Source organism: Nostoc sp. (genome assembly GCF_036917275.1).
Classification (GTDB): Bacteria; Cyanobacteriota; Cyanobacteriia; order Cyanobacteriales; family Nostocaceae; genus Nostoc.
In genome coordinates, this window is the sequence record NZ_JBALDF010000035.1 from 24270 (window position 1) to 41157 (window position 16888).

13 protein-coding genes are annotated in these 16888 nt (G+C 42.3%); 5 read left to right on the forward strand and 8 right to left on the reverse strand.

Annotation, left to right across the window (positions count from 1 at the left end; translation table 11 throughout):
* The first annotated feature begins 313 nt into the window (after positions 1-313).
* Positions 314-1168: a cyanophycinase gene (locus V7K35_RS13750; RefSeq protein ID WP_335079800.1), complete on the forward strand. Its 855-nt coding sequence runs from the start codon at positions 314-316 to the stop codon at positions 1166-1168.
* A 426-nt stretch (positions 1169-1594) separates the two neighbouring features.
* Entirely contained in the window at positions 1595-2677 is a 1083-nt protein-coding gene (locus V7K35_RS13755; protein WP_335079802.1) for a tetratricopeptide repeat protein, read from the forward strand.
* 375 nt (positions 2678-3052) lie between these two features.
* Here V7K35_RS13755 and V7K35_RS13760 read toward each other — a convergent pair whose 3' ends face one another.
* A complete protein-coding gene (locus V7K35_RS13760; RefSeq protein ID WP_335079804.1) occupies positions 3053-3751 on the reverse strand; it encodes a phosphoribosyltransferase in 699 nt (232 codons plus the stop codon).
* Positions 3752-3939: 188 nt separating this feature from the next.
* Between V7K35_RS13760 and V7K35_RS13765 the strand changes: the two genes are divergently transcribed.
* Complete coding sequence (locus V7K35_RS13765; protein ID WP_335079976.1) at positions 3940-4620, forward strand: uracil-DNA glycosylase; 681 nt, start codon at positions 3940-3942, stop codon at positions 4618-4620.
* 430 nt (positions 4621-5050) lie between these two features.
* Here V7K35_RS13765 and V7K35_RS13770 read toward each other — a convergent pair whose 3' ends face one another.
* The 4 genes from V7K35_RS13770 to hetZ all read right to left on the reverse strand — a co-directional run bounded on the left by V7K35_RS13770 (position 5051) and on the right by hetZ (position 10690).
* Positions 5051-5791: a Shedu anti-phage system protein SduA domain-containing protein gene (locus V7K35_RS13770; protein WP_335079806.1), complete on the reverse strand. Its 741-nt coding sequence runs from the start codon at positions 5789-5791 to the stop codon at positions 5051-5053.
* Between the two features lie 125 nt (positions 5792-5916).
* Positions 5917-8214, reverse strand: a complete 2298-nt coding sequence (locus V7K35_RS13775; RefSeq protein ID WP_335079808.1) for a DUF3488 and transglutaminase-like domain-containing protein — start codon at positions 8212-8214, stop codon at positions 5917-5919.
* Positions 8215-8517: 303 nt separating this feature from the next.
* Positions 8518-9492 carry a PatU gene (locus V7K35_RS13780; RefSeq protein WP_335079810.1) on the reverse strand — a complete coding sequence of 325 codons (975 nt, stop codon included), beginning with the start codon at positions 9490-9492 and terminating at the stop codon, positions 8518-8520.
* Positions 9485-10690 (reverse strand): heterocyst differentiation protein HetZ, encoded by a 1206-nt coding sequence (gene hetZ, locus V7K35_RS13785; protein ID WP_335079812.1) that lies wholly within the window; start codon positions 10688-10690, stop codon positions 9485-9487. The genes V7K35_RS13780 and hetZ overlap by 8 nt, the downstream gene beginning before the upstream one ends.
* Before the next feature lie 205 nt (positions 10691-10895).
* Here hetZ and V7K35_RS13790 point away from each other — a divergent pair, with 205 nt between their 5' ends.
* Positions 10896-11369, forward strand: a complete 474-nt coding sequence (locus V7K35_RS13790; protein ID WP_334793084.1) for a hypothetical protein — start codon at positions 10896-10898, stop codon at positions 11367-11369.
* A gap of 303 nt (positions 11370-11672) precedes the next feature.
* Here V7K35_RS13790 and sds read toward each other — a convergent pair whose 3' ends face one another.
* Positions 11673-12644, reverse strand: coding sequence for a solanesyl diphosphate synthase (gene sds, locus V7K35_RS13795; RefSeq protein WP_334793085.1), 972 nt, complete (start codon positions 12642-12644; stop codon positions 11673-11675).
* A 934-nt stretch (positions 12645-13578) separates the two neighbouring features.
* Here sds and V7K35_RS13800 point away from each other — a divergent pair.
* Positions 13579-13776, forward strand: coding sequence for a hypothetical protein (locus V7K35_RS13800; protein ID WP_334793086.1), 198 nt, complete (start codon positions 13579-13581; stop codon positions 13774-13776).
* A gap of 58 nt (positions 13777-13834) precedes the next feature.
* Here the strand turns inward: V7K35_RS13800 and murI are convergent, their stop codons facing one another.
* Positions 13835-14701: a glutamate racemase gene (murI, locus tag V7K35_RS13805; RefSeq protein WP_335079815.1), complete on the reverse strand. Its 867-nt coding sequence runs from the start codon at positions 14699-14701 to the stop codon at positions 13835-13837.
* A gap of 129 nt (positions 14702-14830) precedes the next feature.
* Complete coding sequence (locus V7K35_RS13810) at positions 14831-16732, reverse strand: N-acetylmuramoyl-L-alanine amidase (protein WP_335079818.1); 1902 nt, start codon at positions 16730-16732, stop codon at positions 14831-14833.
* Between the last annotated feature and the right edge of the window lie 156 nt (positions 16733-16888).

Here is a 16888-nt window from a genome sequence, read left to right on the forward strand (position 1 = left end):
ATAAATTTCCAATCGGCAATTAGCAGAATAGTCAGTAATGCCTCTAGAAGATTTCTATAGAGGCAATTGATGCTGTAAGTTTTATTAAGTTAATGAAAATTAACAAGGATAGTTATTTGTCTGTAATTTTTCAGAGAAATCTTTTGGTTTAACTGCGATGTCTAACGACAAGCCGCTTCTCTAAGAGACGCTTTGCGAATGCGTCTACGCAAATATTAATCCTACTTCTATCAGCTAATCTACCAAAGGGATACTTGTATAATTTTAATTGTCATGGTTTAGTGAGATTTATTAACTCAAATCAGGGGGCATCATGGTACAGACTAATGTCAAACGGCAGTTGGTAATTATTGGGGGAGCTGAAGACAAGGATGGAGATTCCGTAATTCTCCGGGACTTTGTGCGCCGCTCTGGGGGTATCAAGGCGTACATTGTAATTATCACTGCGGCGACAGAATTACCAAAAGAAGTGGGAGAAAATTATATTAGAGTATTTGAGCGCCTGGGAGCCGAGAATGTTCGCATTATTGATACAGAAACGCGCGAAGATGCATCTTCATCTACCGCATTGGAAGCAATTAATAAAGCAACTGGGGTATTTTTTACTGGGGGAGACCAAGCTCGGATTACCAGCATCCTCAAGGACACTGAAATAGATACAGCGATTCACAAACGTTTCTCTGAAGGTGTAGTTATCGCAGGCACCAGTGCGGGTGCTGCTGTGATGCCAGATGTAATGATTGTAGAAGGGGATTCAGAAACACATCCAAGGATTGAAGCTGTTGAAATGGGTCCCGGTCTAGGTTTTTTACCGGGGGTGGTAATCGACCAGCATTTTTCTCAGCGCGGACGCTTGGGACGCTTAATTTCAGCTTTGATACTACAGCCTGCTGTTTTGGGATTTGGTATTGACGAGAATACCGCTATGGTAGTGACAGATAACCAAGTTGAAGTTATTGGCCAAGGCGCTGTCACAATTGTTGATGAATCAGAAGCTACATATAACAATATGGGCGAAATTTTGAAGGATGAGTCTTTGGCGATTTGCGGAGCAAAGCTTCATATTTTGCCACATGGCTTCAAATTTGACTTGAAAACCCGTCAACCTATCCTAAATAATGGCTCTGTGGCAAATGTCTCTGTGCCAGTTGGTGCAACCAATACTTAACTTTTAGCAAGTCCATTTAAATTGAGTAAGTAATTAATACTTGAAGATTAGTTACATTTATCTCTTGAATATCCTCCCAATTACTCTCAGAAATAGCGGACATAGCCCCGCTTTTTCAGGAGGAAAGGGGGGATTAATTATTAATATTCCTTATCTTAACTTCAGCAAACTCCTACAACTAATATCATGTCCGCTTGATTATTTATTAAACCCCAAGAACCCCAAAGAGCCAAAGCGTAGCATAGTTCTTACTCTTCATGAGTGGTAATCTCAAAGCCTCGATCAACGATTCAATAACGAAGCGATCGCTTCATTGATCAACTCTCACCCCTACTTAACCTATGCTGTGCTAAACCAACCTGATGAAAGATACCTTCTGGTTTTGGGAACACTAGATTTACCAGCAGACTTAACAGGAATGGGTTGATGTCTAAAGGCGAATGGAATAACAGAGCGAAAAATACAGTTCCCCTGCAATTACCCATAACACACCTAAAATCAGTGAAGCGTAATACAATTACCCATGAATTTGACTCTGGTTCACAAGCAGAAATACTACCTCCACAGGAAAGTGACGACAATTTATCAGAAGCGTCCAAGCTACTACGGCAAGGAATTCAACAGCAGCAAGCTGGTGAATTCCTTACGGCGATGAAATCTTTACAACAATCCTTGGGGTTGTTTCAGGCAATTGGGGATTTGCAAAAACAGGCACAGGTGCTTTGTTTTTTAGGATTAGTAACTTACAGCGCCGGAGACTACAAGGCTGCTATCTGTCACTCCCAACAGTGTTTGTCTTTGCTCTACAACACCTCAGATTTAGCATTGCAAATGCAAGCACTTTCCCATTTAGGCAATTCATACCGTCATCTAAATGACTATAGTAAGGCTATTGAGTTTCTGGAAAAGTGTTTGAAAATAACCCAGCAGCTGCAAGACAAACGGAGTCAACTGGCTGCACTGAATAATTTGGGATTGGTTTATAAAGCTTTGGGTAACTTTACACAGGCAATTGAGTATCAGCAGCAAAGCCTAGAAATTGTGCGGGAACTCAAAGATAATTGGGGTGAGGAACAGGTACTCAAGAATTTGGGTAATGCTTGGTATGCTTTGGACAATTACCCAAAAGCGATCGCCTACTATGAGCAATGTGTAGTAATAGCACGCTCCTTAAAAAATGTTCGTAGTGCTTCTCAGGTGCTAAAAAATCTAGGTAATGCTTGTTATGCCTTATATGATTATGTCAAAGCCATTAAGTATTATGAAGAGCGGTTGCAATTAGCTAGAGAAATTCAAGACAACCGTAGCGAAGAACAGTCTTTAGGTAGTTTAGGAGTTGCTTGTGAAGCTTTGGGTGACTATAACAAAGCAATTACATATTATGAAGAACGTTTACTTTTAGCTAGGAGTATGAAAGATCGGCGCAGTGAAGAAGAAGCTCTTGCTCGTTTGAAAGCTGCTTGCTATGCCTTGGGCGATTACGCCAAAGCTATGCAATACCCTGGTTGACTGACAAATATGAATGCGTTGCACCTTAACCCGCCCTGCAATAAATTGATTGCTCATAGCTCCAGTCCACTTTAGTGGACTGGATATACTTTTGAGTCTACTTTAGTAGACTTAAGCTATTCACTTGGGAATTGATTCCAAGCTGGATGAAAGCGAAAAAACAAAACTTTGAGGACTTTAGGACTTACGCAAAAATTGCCAAAAAGCTTAATTTATCGAACCGCCAAGACGCCAAGAGCGCCAAGAATTCGTAGAGTGTGCGTAAGTCCTAGACTTTTGTCAGTCAACCAAATGTAATACCAGTAAGGAAAATCTCCAATAATTAAAAAGGTAGAGGGGAAAACAATTTAAAATTTACTCATTCAAAATTTAAAATTACTCGCACAGATCCATTTCCCCCATTGTCTTTTGTTGCTGGAGATATCGGATAACTTCTAATGTATCTACTTGAGGAAATTGGGCATAAAAATTACTCACACTCAAGAAGGGTTCCGGTGTTTGCAAGACAATTGTGCGATCGCCCCACTGTTGTAACCAGGGTAGCAATTTTTGTGGCGCTACTGGAGTACATAGCCAAACTGCTGCTGGAGAAAGCGCTTTGATAGCAATTGCCGCTACCGCTATTGTCATACCTGTGGCAATGCCATCATCAACTAAAATGAGCGTAGCATTCTCGGCATTCACCTGCGGACAAGCAGGAATTAATTGAGCTTCAAGAGATTTAGCTTGGTTGATGGCTTTATTTAAAGCCACTTCCCGCCACCGCGCATCATGTTTAGGGCGAAATAGCTTTTGATCAGTCCAAAGAACATTTCCAGAAGTAGTCACTGCACCAATTGCTAACTCTGGATTTTCTGGATGGCTAATCTTTTTCGCCACAACAATTGTCAACGGACAATCCAAAAGACGGGCTATTGGTGCTGCTAATGGGACACCCCCTCTTGGCAAAGCATAAACAATTGGTACAGGCTTTATCCCAGAATCAATAGTTTGCTGAGTTAAAACATCATGAATCACTCGCGCCAATTGCTCACCCGCATGGGTGCGATCGGCAAAAAGTGGGGTATGTGACATGGTTTCCCCCAGCATCTTAGGACGGCACTACTTTTATCATGACTGAATTTTGTCTCAAATTAACTGATACAATAAGATTTGTATAAATAATAAGTAATCAGCAAAAGTCTATTTATTCTGATAAATCTGCAACAAAAGCGGTATTTAATTCAGATATGACAGGTGCTGATACCAAAATCCTGATTTTCATGAGCAGCGAAACCCAACTCAGCCTTTTCGACGACTCAACCTTTAGCCAACAAGAACTGATTCCCACGGACGCTAAAATTCCGATCGCTCCGGGAACATATTCTGGCATCACGGAGTTAACACAGGATTGCGATCGCTGCCACCGTTGTGCATTGGGAGACACTCGGACTCATGCTGTTGTCGGACGCGGTAATCTCAAAGCACCAATCATGGTTATAGGAGAAGCGCCTGGTCAAAATGAAGATGAAACGGGTTTACCATTTGTAGGCAGATCAGGGCAGTTGCTAGAGAAGATTTTGGCATCTGTAAATCTGACTACTGAGCAGGATGTATACATTGCCAATATAAATAAATGTCGCCCACCAGATAATAGAGTTCCTACTCCAACAGAAGTGGCAGCTTGTCTACCCTACTTACTAGAACAAATTCGCCTAGTTGACCCTAAAATAATTTTGTTAACCGGTGCAACTGCTGTCAAAGGAATCACTGGCGATAAGCGCGGGATTACGAAAATTCGCGGCCAGTGGCTGGAGTGGGAAGGGCGTTTGTGTATGCCAATTTTTCATCCTTCCTATTTGCTGCGTAATCCTTCTAAGGAAAGAGGTGCGCCGAAATGGTTGATGTGGCAGGATATCCAGGCAGTGCGTGCCAAGTTAGACGAAATCCAAAACAACAGCTAATATTTAATTTCCTCCTTTTAAGGCTTGTCATTACCAACATCTTTTCAATTACTTGCTTCGTTGCTATCCCGTTTGGGAATAAATTCCAAAGCTAATAGCTAAAGTCCTCTCAAGAGGACTGAATACAAGATTTTAAGCAATGTAGATGACTAAACTCTGTGAAAGAAAAGAGAAAATTTCAGTCCACTAATTGCGATCGCTATCTTTGACTCATACGGTGCTAGCAGTAGCTGGGTCAACTACCGTGCTGTTGGTTGGTGAGCTGTGTTTTACCACGGTTTTTGTCGCTACTCTTCAATATTTGATGCAAATGTGAGGCTAAGTTCTGCCAGTGTTTCAAGTTGAGCTAACTTGAGGTAATTAATGAGATAATACACGATTTAAAGTTTTAGGAGATTAGTGTTAAAGCAAAGTTTAGGGTAATGCCCATTTAAAATGGCGAATTTTCTTCATCTATATCAGTTTCTATGGCTTCGTATTGTACATCATCCCCAGGTTTAGTAGTCAATAAATTTATTTGTAGTTTCTGTAACCAAGGTAACTTGTAAGATATCTGTCCAGCCTCGGCTATTTTGCGAATCAGAGCATCGTAAGTTCGGATTTGAAGATGATAATTATTTTTATTATGACGTGCTTTTAATCTTCGTTTTTCTTGATTATTTTTAAACTCATGCTCCCTCCCAATGATTAAAATACCTATCGGTTCTGTAAATGTCGTTATTCCATAGGCACTTCTCATTGTTTCTTGATTTGTAGTGCAATAGTCAATGTATCTTGTAAGTTGATTAATTCCTCTATTTGCTGCATCTCCAAACCGGAAATCACCATTCTTATCTTCAATCCAAATAGTCTCGTTTGCTCCTTTTAACTCTAGAACCCACCACGTAATTCCATCCGAGTTCTCTCCTGCAAATAAGTAATCAGGTTTCAAACCTTTTGTTTGTGAGCCAACACGCGGACGAATAAGCTGTTGAGGAATAACCCAGGCATTGTGATGCCCTGTTAAAAAGAAAACAGAAACAAATGCTAGTATTTCAGGGTTTGCTCTCAAAAAAACATCGATTTCTGTCTCATCACATCTTCTGAATACAAGGGAAATAAACTTTTTTAATTGTTCTGGAGTAACGTCAAAGCGATTAACTTGAAATTCATCAGGCGGATAGATGCTCATTACTTAGCAATTTACAATTTCAATTTTAAACAATGCGGTACAGGACTAATTTAGGCTTTGACTTCGCTTCCGTGTTGCCACTAAGTCCTGCTAAAAGACACCTTCTTATGTAATTTATCAATAAGTTACTTCGCAGTCTTTTTCAGTTCTTGCCATCTTTGCCGCAGTCGCTTCAAGTTAGGCGTATGACCACCATAACGCCAACTAACATAGGCTTGGCTAATCTCATCTATTACCTCAGCAGTTGCTGGGGCATGATGGTGGTATGATCCTTTGGCATACTCTAAAGGTGTTTGTGCTGGATGCTTACCTAAACCTTTTTGAGTTGTCCATTGCAGCATTTGTTGATAAAGGCTCTCCATTGCTGGCAATTTCTTTAACCATCGGCGGTTGCGCCACTCTCGCCATTGTCCCCAACCTAGCCAACCGAAGAAAGCTGCTGTAGTTGTCAAAATTGAGCCAGTTAATACACCAAACCAACCTTGAGAGAATAAAGCTAAAAACCAAGCGATCGCTCTAATCACCCACCTAAATATTGTCTCAAATATATTATTCAACAAACCTGTCACCGGAGAAGGTAACCATCCAGCAACCCAGTGCCACAACTGGCGCAATACACTAAAAGTCTGAGTATCTTCTACTGATGGAGGTATAAGGGGATGATTGGGAATGGGGTCAAAGGCAAACCAGCCATATTTCGGAAAATATACTTCCGTCATCGCATAAGCGTCAGTATTACGGACAACATACAGCCCTGTAAATGGATTAAATTCTCCTGAACTAAACCCTGCTACTAACCGCGCTGGAATACCAATGGAACGTAGCATCACCGTAAGAACTGTTGAGAAGTGGTCTGGATAACCACCTTTATATTTGAATAAAAAAGCTTCTACTAAGTCATCTTTTTGTCCCAAATAAGGCAAATCTAAGGGATTTTGGGGAATAGAATAGTGTTGCTTCAGGTATTGAGCTAAGTAGAGAGCCTTTTCATAAGGTGAATCCAAACTTTTAAAAGACTTTGATACCCCTTCTCGATTGTAGTTAGCGAGAATTTCTTCGGTGCGTTGTCGGACTTTTTCGGCAATTTCGGGAGGAATTTGGAGATAATGCTTCTTAATCTGTTGCGGATATTTAGTAGAAGCTTCACCTAACAAAGTGCGATCGCGGTATGGTACTCCAGAAATTACTGTGTAGGTGAGTCCTTCTGATAATTCCACAGGCGATCGCAATCCATTTTCTGTATCAACAGCGATCATTGCTGTCGGAAAATAAATCTCTTTAGGATAAGCCATCGCCGGAATTAGGTTAGGCAAATCCGCCACTACTGTATAAGTTTGTACTATCTCTTGGGTTTTACCTATAATCAGAGGTTGGTTCAGGAAAATTTGGTAAGACCAAGGCGATCGCTTCATGGTCATAACATCTTCATTACGAGAAACTTCCCATCCCTTACCTGTATAACGGTCAAATCCTAGCACTCGCCAAAAACCCTCAGCTTGCGATCGCACCCGCATTACAACTTTAGGTTTCATCTCGCCCCGCAGGTTTTGGTTAATCTGACTATTAAAACCGTAATAAAAGTTATTATCTACTTTCCCTGGTTCACCAGTTTTATTTTGTCCTGTACCACCGCTACCACTACCTTGATTATTACCTTTCCCTTGGCGGGCATAACCGGGATTGATGATACTACGACCTGTAAAATTGTTTTTTAACTCGATAGGAGAACTTACAGGAAAATTCCGTAATTGATAGCCAGGGAATCGGGGTAAAAGAGCAAAAATTGCCAGCCCCAGACCGACAATTAGCAAAAAATTCAGAATTAAAAATTTAAAATTAAGAGTTGAGGAATTCTGATTGAGTTTTTCCTTTTGAGCTTTTAATGGTTGCAAACCCAAGCGTGAGCGATAATCTAATACTAAAGTTGGCAGAGCGATCGCTAAAAATAACAGCAATACAGGTGCAAATGCTAATGTCTGACTTAGGGTTGCCGCTACCCCCAATAAAATCAGTCCTATGACAATCGAATAACCTAAATTTTTGCGGCGGGGTGTATCAAAGCTGTGCAACACCTGGAGTTGAATCAATAACTCCGCCAAACTCAACCGCGTATCATTCAACTCTCCCACTAACCGCGCAAAGAAAGCACCCAGCGCTAGTAACATTCCAATAGCGATGCAAAACTTAACTGCAACATTGGCATCACGGCGACGATAGTAACTCCAAATCCCACCCAATCCACTCAGGGGTAACGCCCAAAAACTGAATGAAGTCTCGGCGGCAATATCCGTCACCACAATTCCCAAAATAACCAACGCTAGCACCAGCACCCGCAAGAAAATTGAATCTTCCACTTCTATTAAAGGCGACCCCTGCATATGCCGCCAGAAATTACCTACAGGGAGACGCCAAAACCGATTCATCCTGGATAAGTTAAACATTTGAGTCTAAGCGAAGCAATGATGTAGATGCAACAGACACAATCGGGGGGATGTAATTAGCTACCTTACTACTTGTCAAAGAAATAATCGATAGCGGAAGATGCAGCCAGAGACGTAAAGACACGGAGAAATTATCAAATACTTTCTCCGTGTCCCCGTGTCTTTGTAATAGCTACTTCTCGTAAACACCCTAATCACCACTTGTTGAAAAATAGGATAAGCTTCAAAACCAGGAAAATCCTCTTAATATATATCGACGTAGTGTGCTAGCGCTGGCAATTTAAACTAAATCGTGGGACTAATCACGAACAACAATGGCTGTTGGTCTATTTCTGGAAACTCAACTTCCAGGGTATAAATTGGGTTAAGTTGTTCGCAGCCTAACTCTACACTTAAGTATCCCGAAGTAGAAGAGGTTGCCATTGCTAAGGTGCCACTTCCGCGAAGTGTCAAAGTTCCTTTAACGGGTAACTCAGCCTGAACAAGTAACCTCGTAAGTTTACCTACAGACTGATACTCTACTCTAATGTTCAAATTACCGACACTGGTTAGCCATTGTCTTTCTACCACTGGACTGGTTGCTGAAAGTGGTAGAGTCAGATTTTCCAGCAGTTGTTTAGCTGCTAGCAACGACAAAGCCATCTGTTGACGTGGTTGTAAATCTGAGTAATCGCTCTGAATATTGGGTATTGTTTCCAGAGTATTTACAGACCGATAGGTGCTTCTTAGCACCAATCCAGCTATATCGTTTAATGCTTGAGACTCGTTGGGAAAAAAGTTCTCCACCACCTGAACTAATTTTGCCCCCAGAGGTACTGAAGATGTCACCAATGCCTGACATTGTTCCAGCAATTGCTGGAAAACTCTCTCCGGCAAGGGACATGGCAGTTTCAGCTTCGACTGTTGTACCATCCACCCCCAGGTAGGAACGAGCGTCATTGACGGCTCATCAACAAAATCGGGATAGTCGATTAATTGTGTTTCCCAGGGAAACAAAGGTGGGTGGTCTTGGACTTGGATTTGTAACCGACGCTTAAGGACGGCTTGGAAACGATCTTGCACAGTAGGAATTTCTCCCAATTGAAGGGCCTGGGGCGTTCCTCCCAATTTTGGCTGACTGCTTTTTGAAGCAGTGGCTTCCTTGAGGAGGTTTTCTACCCCGTCATTTTCCTCACATACCGATTGCTCGTTATTTTTGACATCATCTGTCAATAACCAATCGAGACACTGGTGTTGTAAGGATTCTGAGTCACTATTCATGAGTAGATGCACCTGATCCGGACACTAATGAGTTACGAATTTCCCAAGCTTGCTCAAGAATCTTAAACCATCGTTTTTGAAGTTGTGCCATTGACAGCCCTAAAGTTTTTGCTATTTTTTCATCGGCTTGTCCTTGTTGCTTCAACTCTAGTAAAGACCGTTGCTTATTGTCCAGCTGTGCTGTGTATACTTGCCATTGCTGGGGAGTTAAGCCCAAATTGGTGTGCAAAGAAGCTTCCAGCCACTCGTGAACTAATTCCCAACGGTGTAACAAAGCAAACCGAATCAAATGATACTTAAAGCGCTGCTGCAAGTAATCTCTCTGACGAGGGGTTAAACCTAAAATCGACTCAATTTCCTGTGCTGATAGATCCTGGAGGCGGAGGGAAAAGTAATCAGCGCAGTCAGATTGTTGCCGTTGTTCGAGATAATTCATTAATTCCGTAACCACAACGGAGCGCAAGGTATCTTCTTCGGGTTCAGGTTCGGCTTGCGTTGCCATTGTGGAGCGCAATTGCTGCACTGCTGGCTCTTCCCAAGAACCATCGGCTTCACTATTGCTGCCTTCTGCGGCTTGTTCTATATCTACGCTGGTTTCTGGGGGCTGCTGTTGGGAAAAAGTTTGCGCCCGCAGGATAATTAGCTGCTGCTGACGGCCTGGTAAGGGAATGCGTCGCTTGCCGTAGCGCTCGGTAAATGCCATGTACTCGGACAATTCTAGAAGCGTCTGAGGGCGATAAGTAGGGCCAAGTTGATTTTCTCGCCGGAAAGCGTTTAATGCCTCCAGATAAAAACTCTGTAAGAAATCTTCAATTATAGTCAGCCGCCCTTGATAACTCAATTGCTTCTGAGGAGGATTAATGTATCGATAAATAATTGCACTCAGAGTGCTGTGTAATTCTACCCTGCCCCGATTTGAACCCAACTGATAGTACCTGAGACATTGTTGTAGCCGATGCCGAGCTAGGGTGAGCGCCGAGCTTTCTACAGACCCAGAAGCTTGGATACGTTTGCTTTCATGGCAAATTCGATATACTTCGGTGGTAATACGTGTTGCTACATCGTGGCAATTCTGTTCCGAAGCTTTGGTTGACTGCTGAAACTCCCTGGACAGGAGTTGAAAGATCACCTCCACGCCTTTAGAATTTTCTCCCAGAATAGTTACAGATGGAATAGTTGCGGTTGCGGCTGAATTCATAGTCTCGGTTTTCAAAAGACCCTAACTTACTTAAATACAACCTGTATGACTGTGGGTATTGGTTTTTTCCGTTTTATGTATAAGCTAAACGCAGACCAATCCTACATTCAGGATATGGCTGATTTTATTATTCCCAACTTTGATGGGATTGTTCACACTTTGATAGATGTTATTGCCATTACCCAGGAGCCGTATACAAGTCATTATGGATTTAGAAGCACAAATTCAATTGCTGATTGACAATGCGCCCCGCGATGGGATGACACCACATCTTGTTGCAGCAATTGCTCCTGCCCTTAGAGCGATCGCTCAAAAATTACGTTACTCCCAATACTATATTCTCCAAAATTCAGAGGAAAGCTGGGTTTTAACTACATTGAGCAATCGTGCTAATCCAGGATTGGAAAAACGTGTGATTTACGCTTTTCCTACCATACAGGATGTCTCTCTAATTCCCCCTGCTGGGCTTGACCCTCAAATGCTAGCTAAAATTATTCCTGTCACCCATATTTTGTTCCAATTGGTGGCATTGGAGCCCGTAGATAGTATCGTTTTTTTGGAAACGCCGGGTAAGACCACTCATACCGTTGAAATTCGGCGAGCTGACCTAGAAAAACTCATGCAACAACAGTTGCGACAACAGCGATCGCCTAAACAGATACCCCCTGATATTGCATAGAAAAATTTTGGATGTTGGATTGTTTCTATACAATCCAACATCCAAAATTTTAAATCTCAAATTTGTTTGAAAAAGTTTATGATGAAGAAAAATTAATGCCAGTTACTACCCTTTTAGGCTTTTAAATAACCAGGCGATTGCCTTAACTTTCCCTTTAATCTAAAATTGGTTAACAAACAGTTATCAGTGAACATTTTTTAAATTTGAGTTTACCGTTGAGCCAGATTCCCCCACCTAAAAACAGGTGAAAGGTTTAACTTAAGGTCTAAATTCTCATTCTGTACCTGTTAACTGATAACTAATTTAATAGAGGCGACTCAGTGTGTACTCAGCTATATTAATCAATGCCTGGTGAGATTCTGAGGGTGGGAGAACTGCAAGATGTTCAATTGCTAACTTAGCATGATGAGCAGCTAACTCTCGCGCCTGTTGTATACCTTGACTATCTTGAATCAGTTCCAGTGCTTGCTCTAAATCCCCTTCTTGAGCAAACTCTCTCTCAATCAGCACTTCCAAGGATGGTTTTTCCGTTAAAGCAAATAAAACAGGTGCAGTCAGATTACCACTTTTGAGATCCGACCCCACTGGTTTACCCAAGGTATCTGTTGTACTGGTGAAATCTAGAATGTCGTCAACGATTTGAAATGCTATACCAAAATGACGACCGTAGCTATACAGATGCTCAACAGTTTCTTGCGAAACTTCACTAAGTAACCCAGCAGCTTTAGAACTGTTGGCGATTAACGAAGCTGTTTTGTAATAACTCTTCTGGAGGTAAGTTTCAATAGAGATCCCAGCATCAAAACGATTTAGTCCCTGCTGGATCTCCCCAGTAGCCAGATCCATAATGACTTCTGAGAGGAGTTTCACAACTTCCAAATTGTCTAAGTTTGCTAAATACCAGGACGATTGAGCAAAAAGAAAATCTCCTGCTAATATGGCAATGCGATTACCGAACAAACTATGAACGGTAGGAACGCCTCGCCGCACGTCTGATTCATCTACTACATCGTCATGTACCAAGCTTGCTGTGTGAATCATTTCTGTAATCTCAGCTAGGCGGCGGTGACGCGGCGTAATGTCTTGATCTAACATTGTTGCCCGCGATATTAGCAGGACGATTGCTGGTCTGATACGCTTTCCCCCAGCTCCGAATAAATGTTCGGCTGCTGCAAACAGAATGGGGTGACGATTTCCAACTAGCTGTTTTAGGTTATCTGCTAGTAGTCGCAGGTCTGCTTCCACAGGGGTAAACATGGAGGTGGCTGGGGTCATGGATGGGCGGACTCTGACTTAGGTTACGAAAGTTTACATATCCTCTACTCATTTTAAGATAACCCTGTGCCAGCGCAAAGTTTTCATAAGGTAATCCCAGATTCATGAGTCTATCGGTGATTTTTAGAGTTAGCAATGTATTTGTCAATAAGCAATTATGCTTATTTTTTACAAATTTATGTTTTAAATTAACTTATAACCAGAATTACCAGTATATGGGAATAAATATCAGCTTAAATTGTATTAGGTAGTTTCCCACCACAGATCAAAACACAATTTGAGCAATATTACTTATTGACAAAATTAATGTAATTTAAAATGGTCACCAATAGGTAATAAGGAATTTTTCAGGACTGAAGTGTAGCTATTCAAAAAATTTGAAATTTAGCACTCAAGTGGGCTTAAAATTCAGGATGGTTGTGTTAGGCTAAAATATAGGAATTTTAAATTTTTCAGATATTCACATCCCAAAAGTCAAGTCACGTACTAGTTGATTTTACTAGCTTAGTAATGTGAGTCTAAAATAATTACTCGTAGCCTAGATTAAGGGAATAATTCCTTTGATTTTTCCTGCGAATCCGCGAAACTCCTGGTTTGGAGCTATGTGATATCCCTTAGGGAAGCGGCTACACGTCTTCAGCGCAGGTTGAGCGCGAGCATTGCTCATTTAGCAGCAGTGTGAGCAAAAAGAATGCAGATCAAGTAGATCGCAAAGAATCGTAGTTTTAGATTGCTAAAGGGCAATCTAACTGCTGTGGGATCTATGGTCTGCGAGAAGTCGCATTAGATAATAAATTCTTTGTCCGTAAAGAATTTATTATCTACAGCTAATTTTACCATAGGAAACTATAGCCATCAAGAATGCACTTGGTTGGCTGAGGTTCTACTAATTTTGTGGAATTTTATATTCGTTTAGAAAGGTGCTGGTAGAACAATGATTTACGGAAGTATACCTATGATGATTTTTATTTTAGCGTCTGGATATTTGTTCACAGTCTACCTGTTATTAGCACTGGCAAAGCGAACGGGTGCAAGGACTGTTCTTACAAGTTTCCCTTCATCTGCCGAAGAAAAACACAAGCAGGAGATATCAGTAAGGACAAAGGTGACTCAAGCAGTTAATAGTCAGTAGTTAGGAGTGAGGGGTTAGGAGTTATTAATTCAAAACTTTTAACACCTAATACCGAGTTTTATTGGAGTTGGGAAATAGCGGTATCTGTAAAGCAAACCTCTTCAACCATTGGGGTATAGCCTAGCCACTGCACTCCTGACTGGGAAAACTGTTGCGGACAACCGCTGACGGCGAAGCGAGTTGGCAGTGGGAGGTGAGTATTTCTTAAGCCTAGCAAGTCTAGCTCTTGGGCACAAGCTGCGGCAACATGAACAGCCGGGTCAACCAATTGGACTTGAGAGGGGAGGAGCGATCGCAATACTGGTGTAAGGTGAGGATAATGGGTACAGCCGTGAACTAAGGTGTCAATTTCCTGCTCTAGTAAAGGTTTTAGGTAGGCTCGTGCAACTTCAGCAGTGTAGGGGTCGTGAATGCGGTTTTGCTCGATGAGTGGCACAAACTCTGGACATCCGACTTGCCAGACTTGGACATCAGGAGCAATTTCGAGTATAGCGTGCTTATAAGCATTACTCTTAGCTGTAGCTGGAGTGGCAATCACACCAATCCGCTTTCCTTGCTGCACCGCTGCTTTTGCACCCGGTAGGATCACTCCCAAAATGGGTATGCTGAATTCATGACGCACCGTTTCTAGGGCTAGGGCAGAACTGGTGTTGCAAGCCATAATCACCATTTTTACCCGCTGCTGTTGTAGCCAGGTAATAATTTCCCGCGTAAATTGTAAAATTTCTGCTTGTGAACGAATTCCGTAAGGAAGTCGAGCTGTATCCCCAAAGTAAACAATTGATTCATTGGGGAGTTGCCGATATAGTTGTTGCAGTACCGTCAGTCCACCCACACCACTATCAAAGATGCCAATTGGGGCCCGTTGGGGTTCAAGAGCCGAAAAATCGTCAAGATTCCCTTCAAAGATGGAAGATGAATACACAGGCAGATGTTGATTTAGGTTTTTGGATTTAAAATACAGAATTTAGCAGACAATCTGCAAATTGACTACTAAATTCTGCACGTAAAAGAAGTTTAAATACCACCTCTTTAATTAGTAATTTGTATTATATTACCTCTGCTGTAAGTATTTGAGGATGCCACGAGCGATCGCTTCTGCCATCCGATTTTGATATTCTGGCGTTCCTAATCTGGGATTATCCTCGTAACCAGTCATGTAGCCTGTTTCCACTAAAATCGAGGGCATAGAGCTTTTCCTGAGGACGTAGAATCTAGCTTTGCGGGTTCCTCGGTTTTTGATAGTACCGATATCTTGGAGAATGGTATTGCGAACTACTTCAGCCAGAGCGTAACCGCTGTCGTAATAATATACTTCTAACCCATTCACGTCAGGGCGATTATCAACGGAATTAGCGTGAATGCTGACAAACGCAGTCGCATTAACTCGCTCGGCAATTTCTACCCGTCCTTGAAGTTCTACAAAAAAGTCAGCATCCCGCGTTAATACCGCTTGTACACCATTTTGCTCTAAAATTGCTGCTACCCTTTTACCAATAGGTAGGATTACATCCTTTTCTAAAAGTCCACCCAGACCTGGGGCACCTGAATCTTTTCCACCATGTCCTGGGTCAATAACTACTAGCAATTTCCCTTTGGGAACCGAGGGGTGTGGCCGTGGCTGCGAAATTGTCCGGGGAATATCTGTAGGGTTTGGGAATTGACCTTGGTTCGGCGACGGCAGAGGAGGTAAAGCAATAGGCGCTGTGACGCTACCAGAGCGTTGTAATTCCAGAGCCAAAAGCTCGTCGCCAACCTGGTTGAGTTCCCCAATTTGCACTCCGGCTGCTGGTTGAACCAAGACGATGACAGTATTCGATTCTTGTGGTTGCAGGCGGACTCGCAAGATAGGGCTGTTAGGATTAAAAGTCGGGCCTGTGACTTTGGGAGCTAACCGAGCATTGTTGATAGTTATGCGGAACAGACCAGAACTTCTATCCCAGCCCCCTGTAGCAGATAAAGCTTGGTCGGCTCTAATCAGCAATTGTGTGCCATTATTAGCCAGTTGCACAGACTCAATAGTAGCAGGTGAGGTGTTAGTAGATGGTATAGGACGTGGATTGTTACCTCCAGGCAACTGGGCAACGCCACGACTGGGCAGAACGACAAAACCACCAAGACTACTAGTGGTTGCTCGCCAATTGGGACTATTTTCCTCTACCTGTAAAGTCAGGCGAACAACAGATGGGCTTGTTTGCAGTTGGCTGAATTGAATCCGGCTGACACCATAGCGATTAATCGACAAATCCCGCTGCTTTAGAATTGGTGATAAAGTTGCGCCAGCAATATCGATGTTAATTGCCCTCTGATCGTTGCTACGATTAACCTTAATCTGAGGATTACCACCATTGGTACGGATGAAAAAACCATCGCCTGTGACTTGTAAGTTCTCAATTTGAGTACCCCTGGCGACAAGCATTCCGTTTTTAGGTGGATTGACAGGATTTGTTGTCACCACGTTGTAAATATCTCTTTGGGAGAACACTGGTGGAGATGTTCTCGGTGAAGTTTCTGTTGCTATAGCTTGTTCTTGTTGCCCCACAGTATTTCTTGAGGGGACATTTTCGGCTTCTGGCGTAGGTAATTGCACTGTCCAACGGTCGCCAGTTCTGCCAACAAATTGTACTCGTTTGGGGTCTAAAGTATAACCAGGAGTCACCTCAACGACTATGCGCGTTGTTTGTTCATCAAACTGCCCAACACGGATTGAACGAATTGCACCACCCACCTGTTGGGTTAGCTGCGGACGCCCAAATGTGGTTCCTGGCAAATCAATTACCAAACGAGTTGGGTTAAAAATTAATTGTGCTTGGGGTTGAACATTCCCTAAAGTATTAATTTCTAGCCTGTTTTGATTGGCATCAAAACGCCAAGATTCAAGTTTCGCGGCCATTGCTGGCGACGATAGCATGAAGATAGTTCCAATAGTACTGGATAGTAACCAGTGTAATTTCACAGTCCTTTCTCCTGATTCACATTCATGGGAGCCGTCAACATCTCAACATATTGGCAAATCCTCACACCATCACCGCGCCCACTTGAGTTTTGCGCTGTTATTAAGACACAGCTAATGGGGTAAAATATAGCACGCTCTTCTGAATTTGCCATGCCA

Coding starts and splice junctions, on each gene's coding strand:
- V7K35_RS13750 (WP_335079800.1), top strand. CDS start 314: ATGGTACAGACTAATGTCAAACGGCAGTTGGTAATTATTGGGGGAGCT.
- V7K35_RS13755 (WP_335079802.1), top strand. CDS start 1,595: ATGTCTAAAGGCGAATGGAATAACAGAGCGAAAAATACAGTTCCCCTG.
- V7K35_RS13760 (WP_335079804.1), bottom strand. CDS start 3,751: ATGTCACATACCCCACTTTTTGCCGATCGCACCCATGCGGGTGAGCAA.
- V7K35_RS13765 (WP_335079976.1), top strand. CDS start 3,940: ATGAGCAGCGAAACCCAACTCAGCCTTTTCGACGACTCAACCTTTAGC.
- V7K35_RS13770 (WP_335079806.1), bottom strand. CDS start 5,791: ATGAGCATCTATCCGCCTGATGAATTTCAAGTTAATCGCTTTGACGTT.
- V7K35_RS13775 (WP_335079808.1), bottom strand. CDS start 8,214: ATGAATCGGTTTTGGCGTCTCCCTGTAGGTAATTTCTGGCGGCATATG.
- V7K35_RS13780 (WP_335079810.1), bottom strand. CDS start 9,492: ATGAATAGTGACTCAGAATCCTTACAACACCAGTGTCTCGATTGGTTA.
- hetZ (WP_335079812.1), bottom strand. CDS start 10,690: ATGAATTCAGCCGCAACCGCAACTATTCCATCTGTAACTATTCTGGGA.
- V7K35_RS13790 (WP_334793084.1), top strand. CDS start 10,896: ATGGATTTAGAAGCACAAATTCAATTGCTGATTGACAATGCGCCCCGC.
- sds (WP_334793085.1), bottom strand. CDS start 12,644: ATGACCCCAGCCACCTCCATGTTTACCCCTGTGGAAGCAGACCTGCGA.
- V7K35_RS13800 (WP_334793086.1), top strand. CDS start 13,579: ATGATTTACGGAAGTATACCTATGATGATTTTTATTTTAGCGTCTGGA.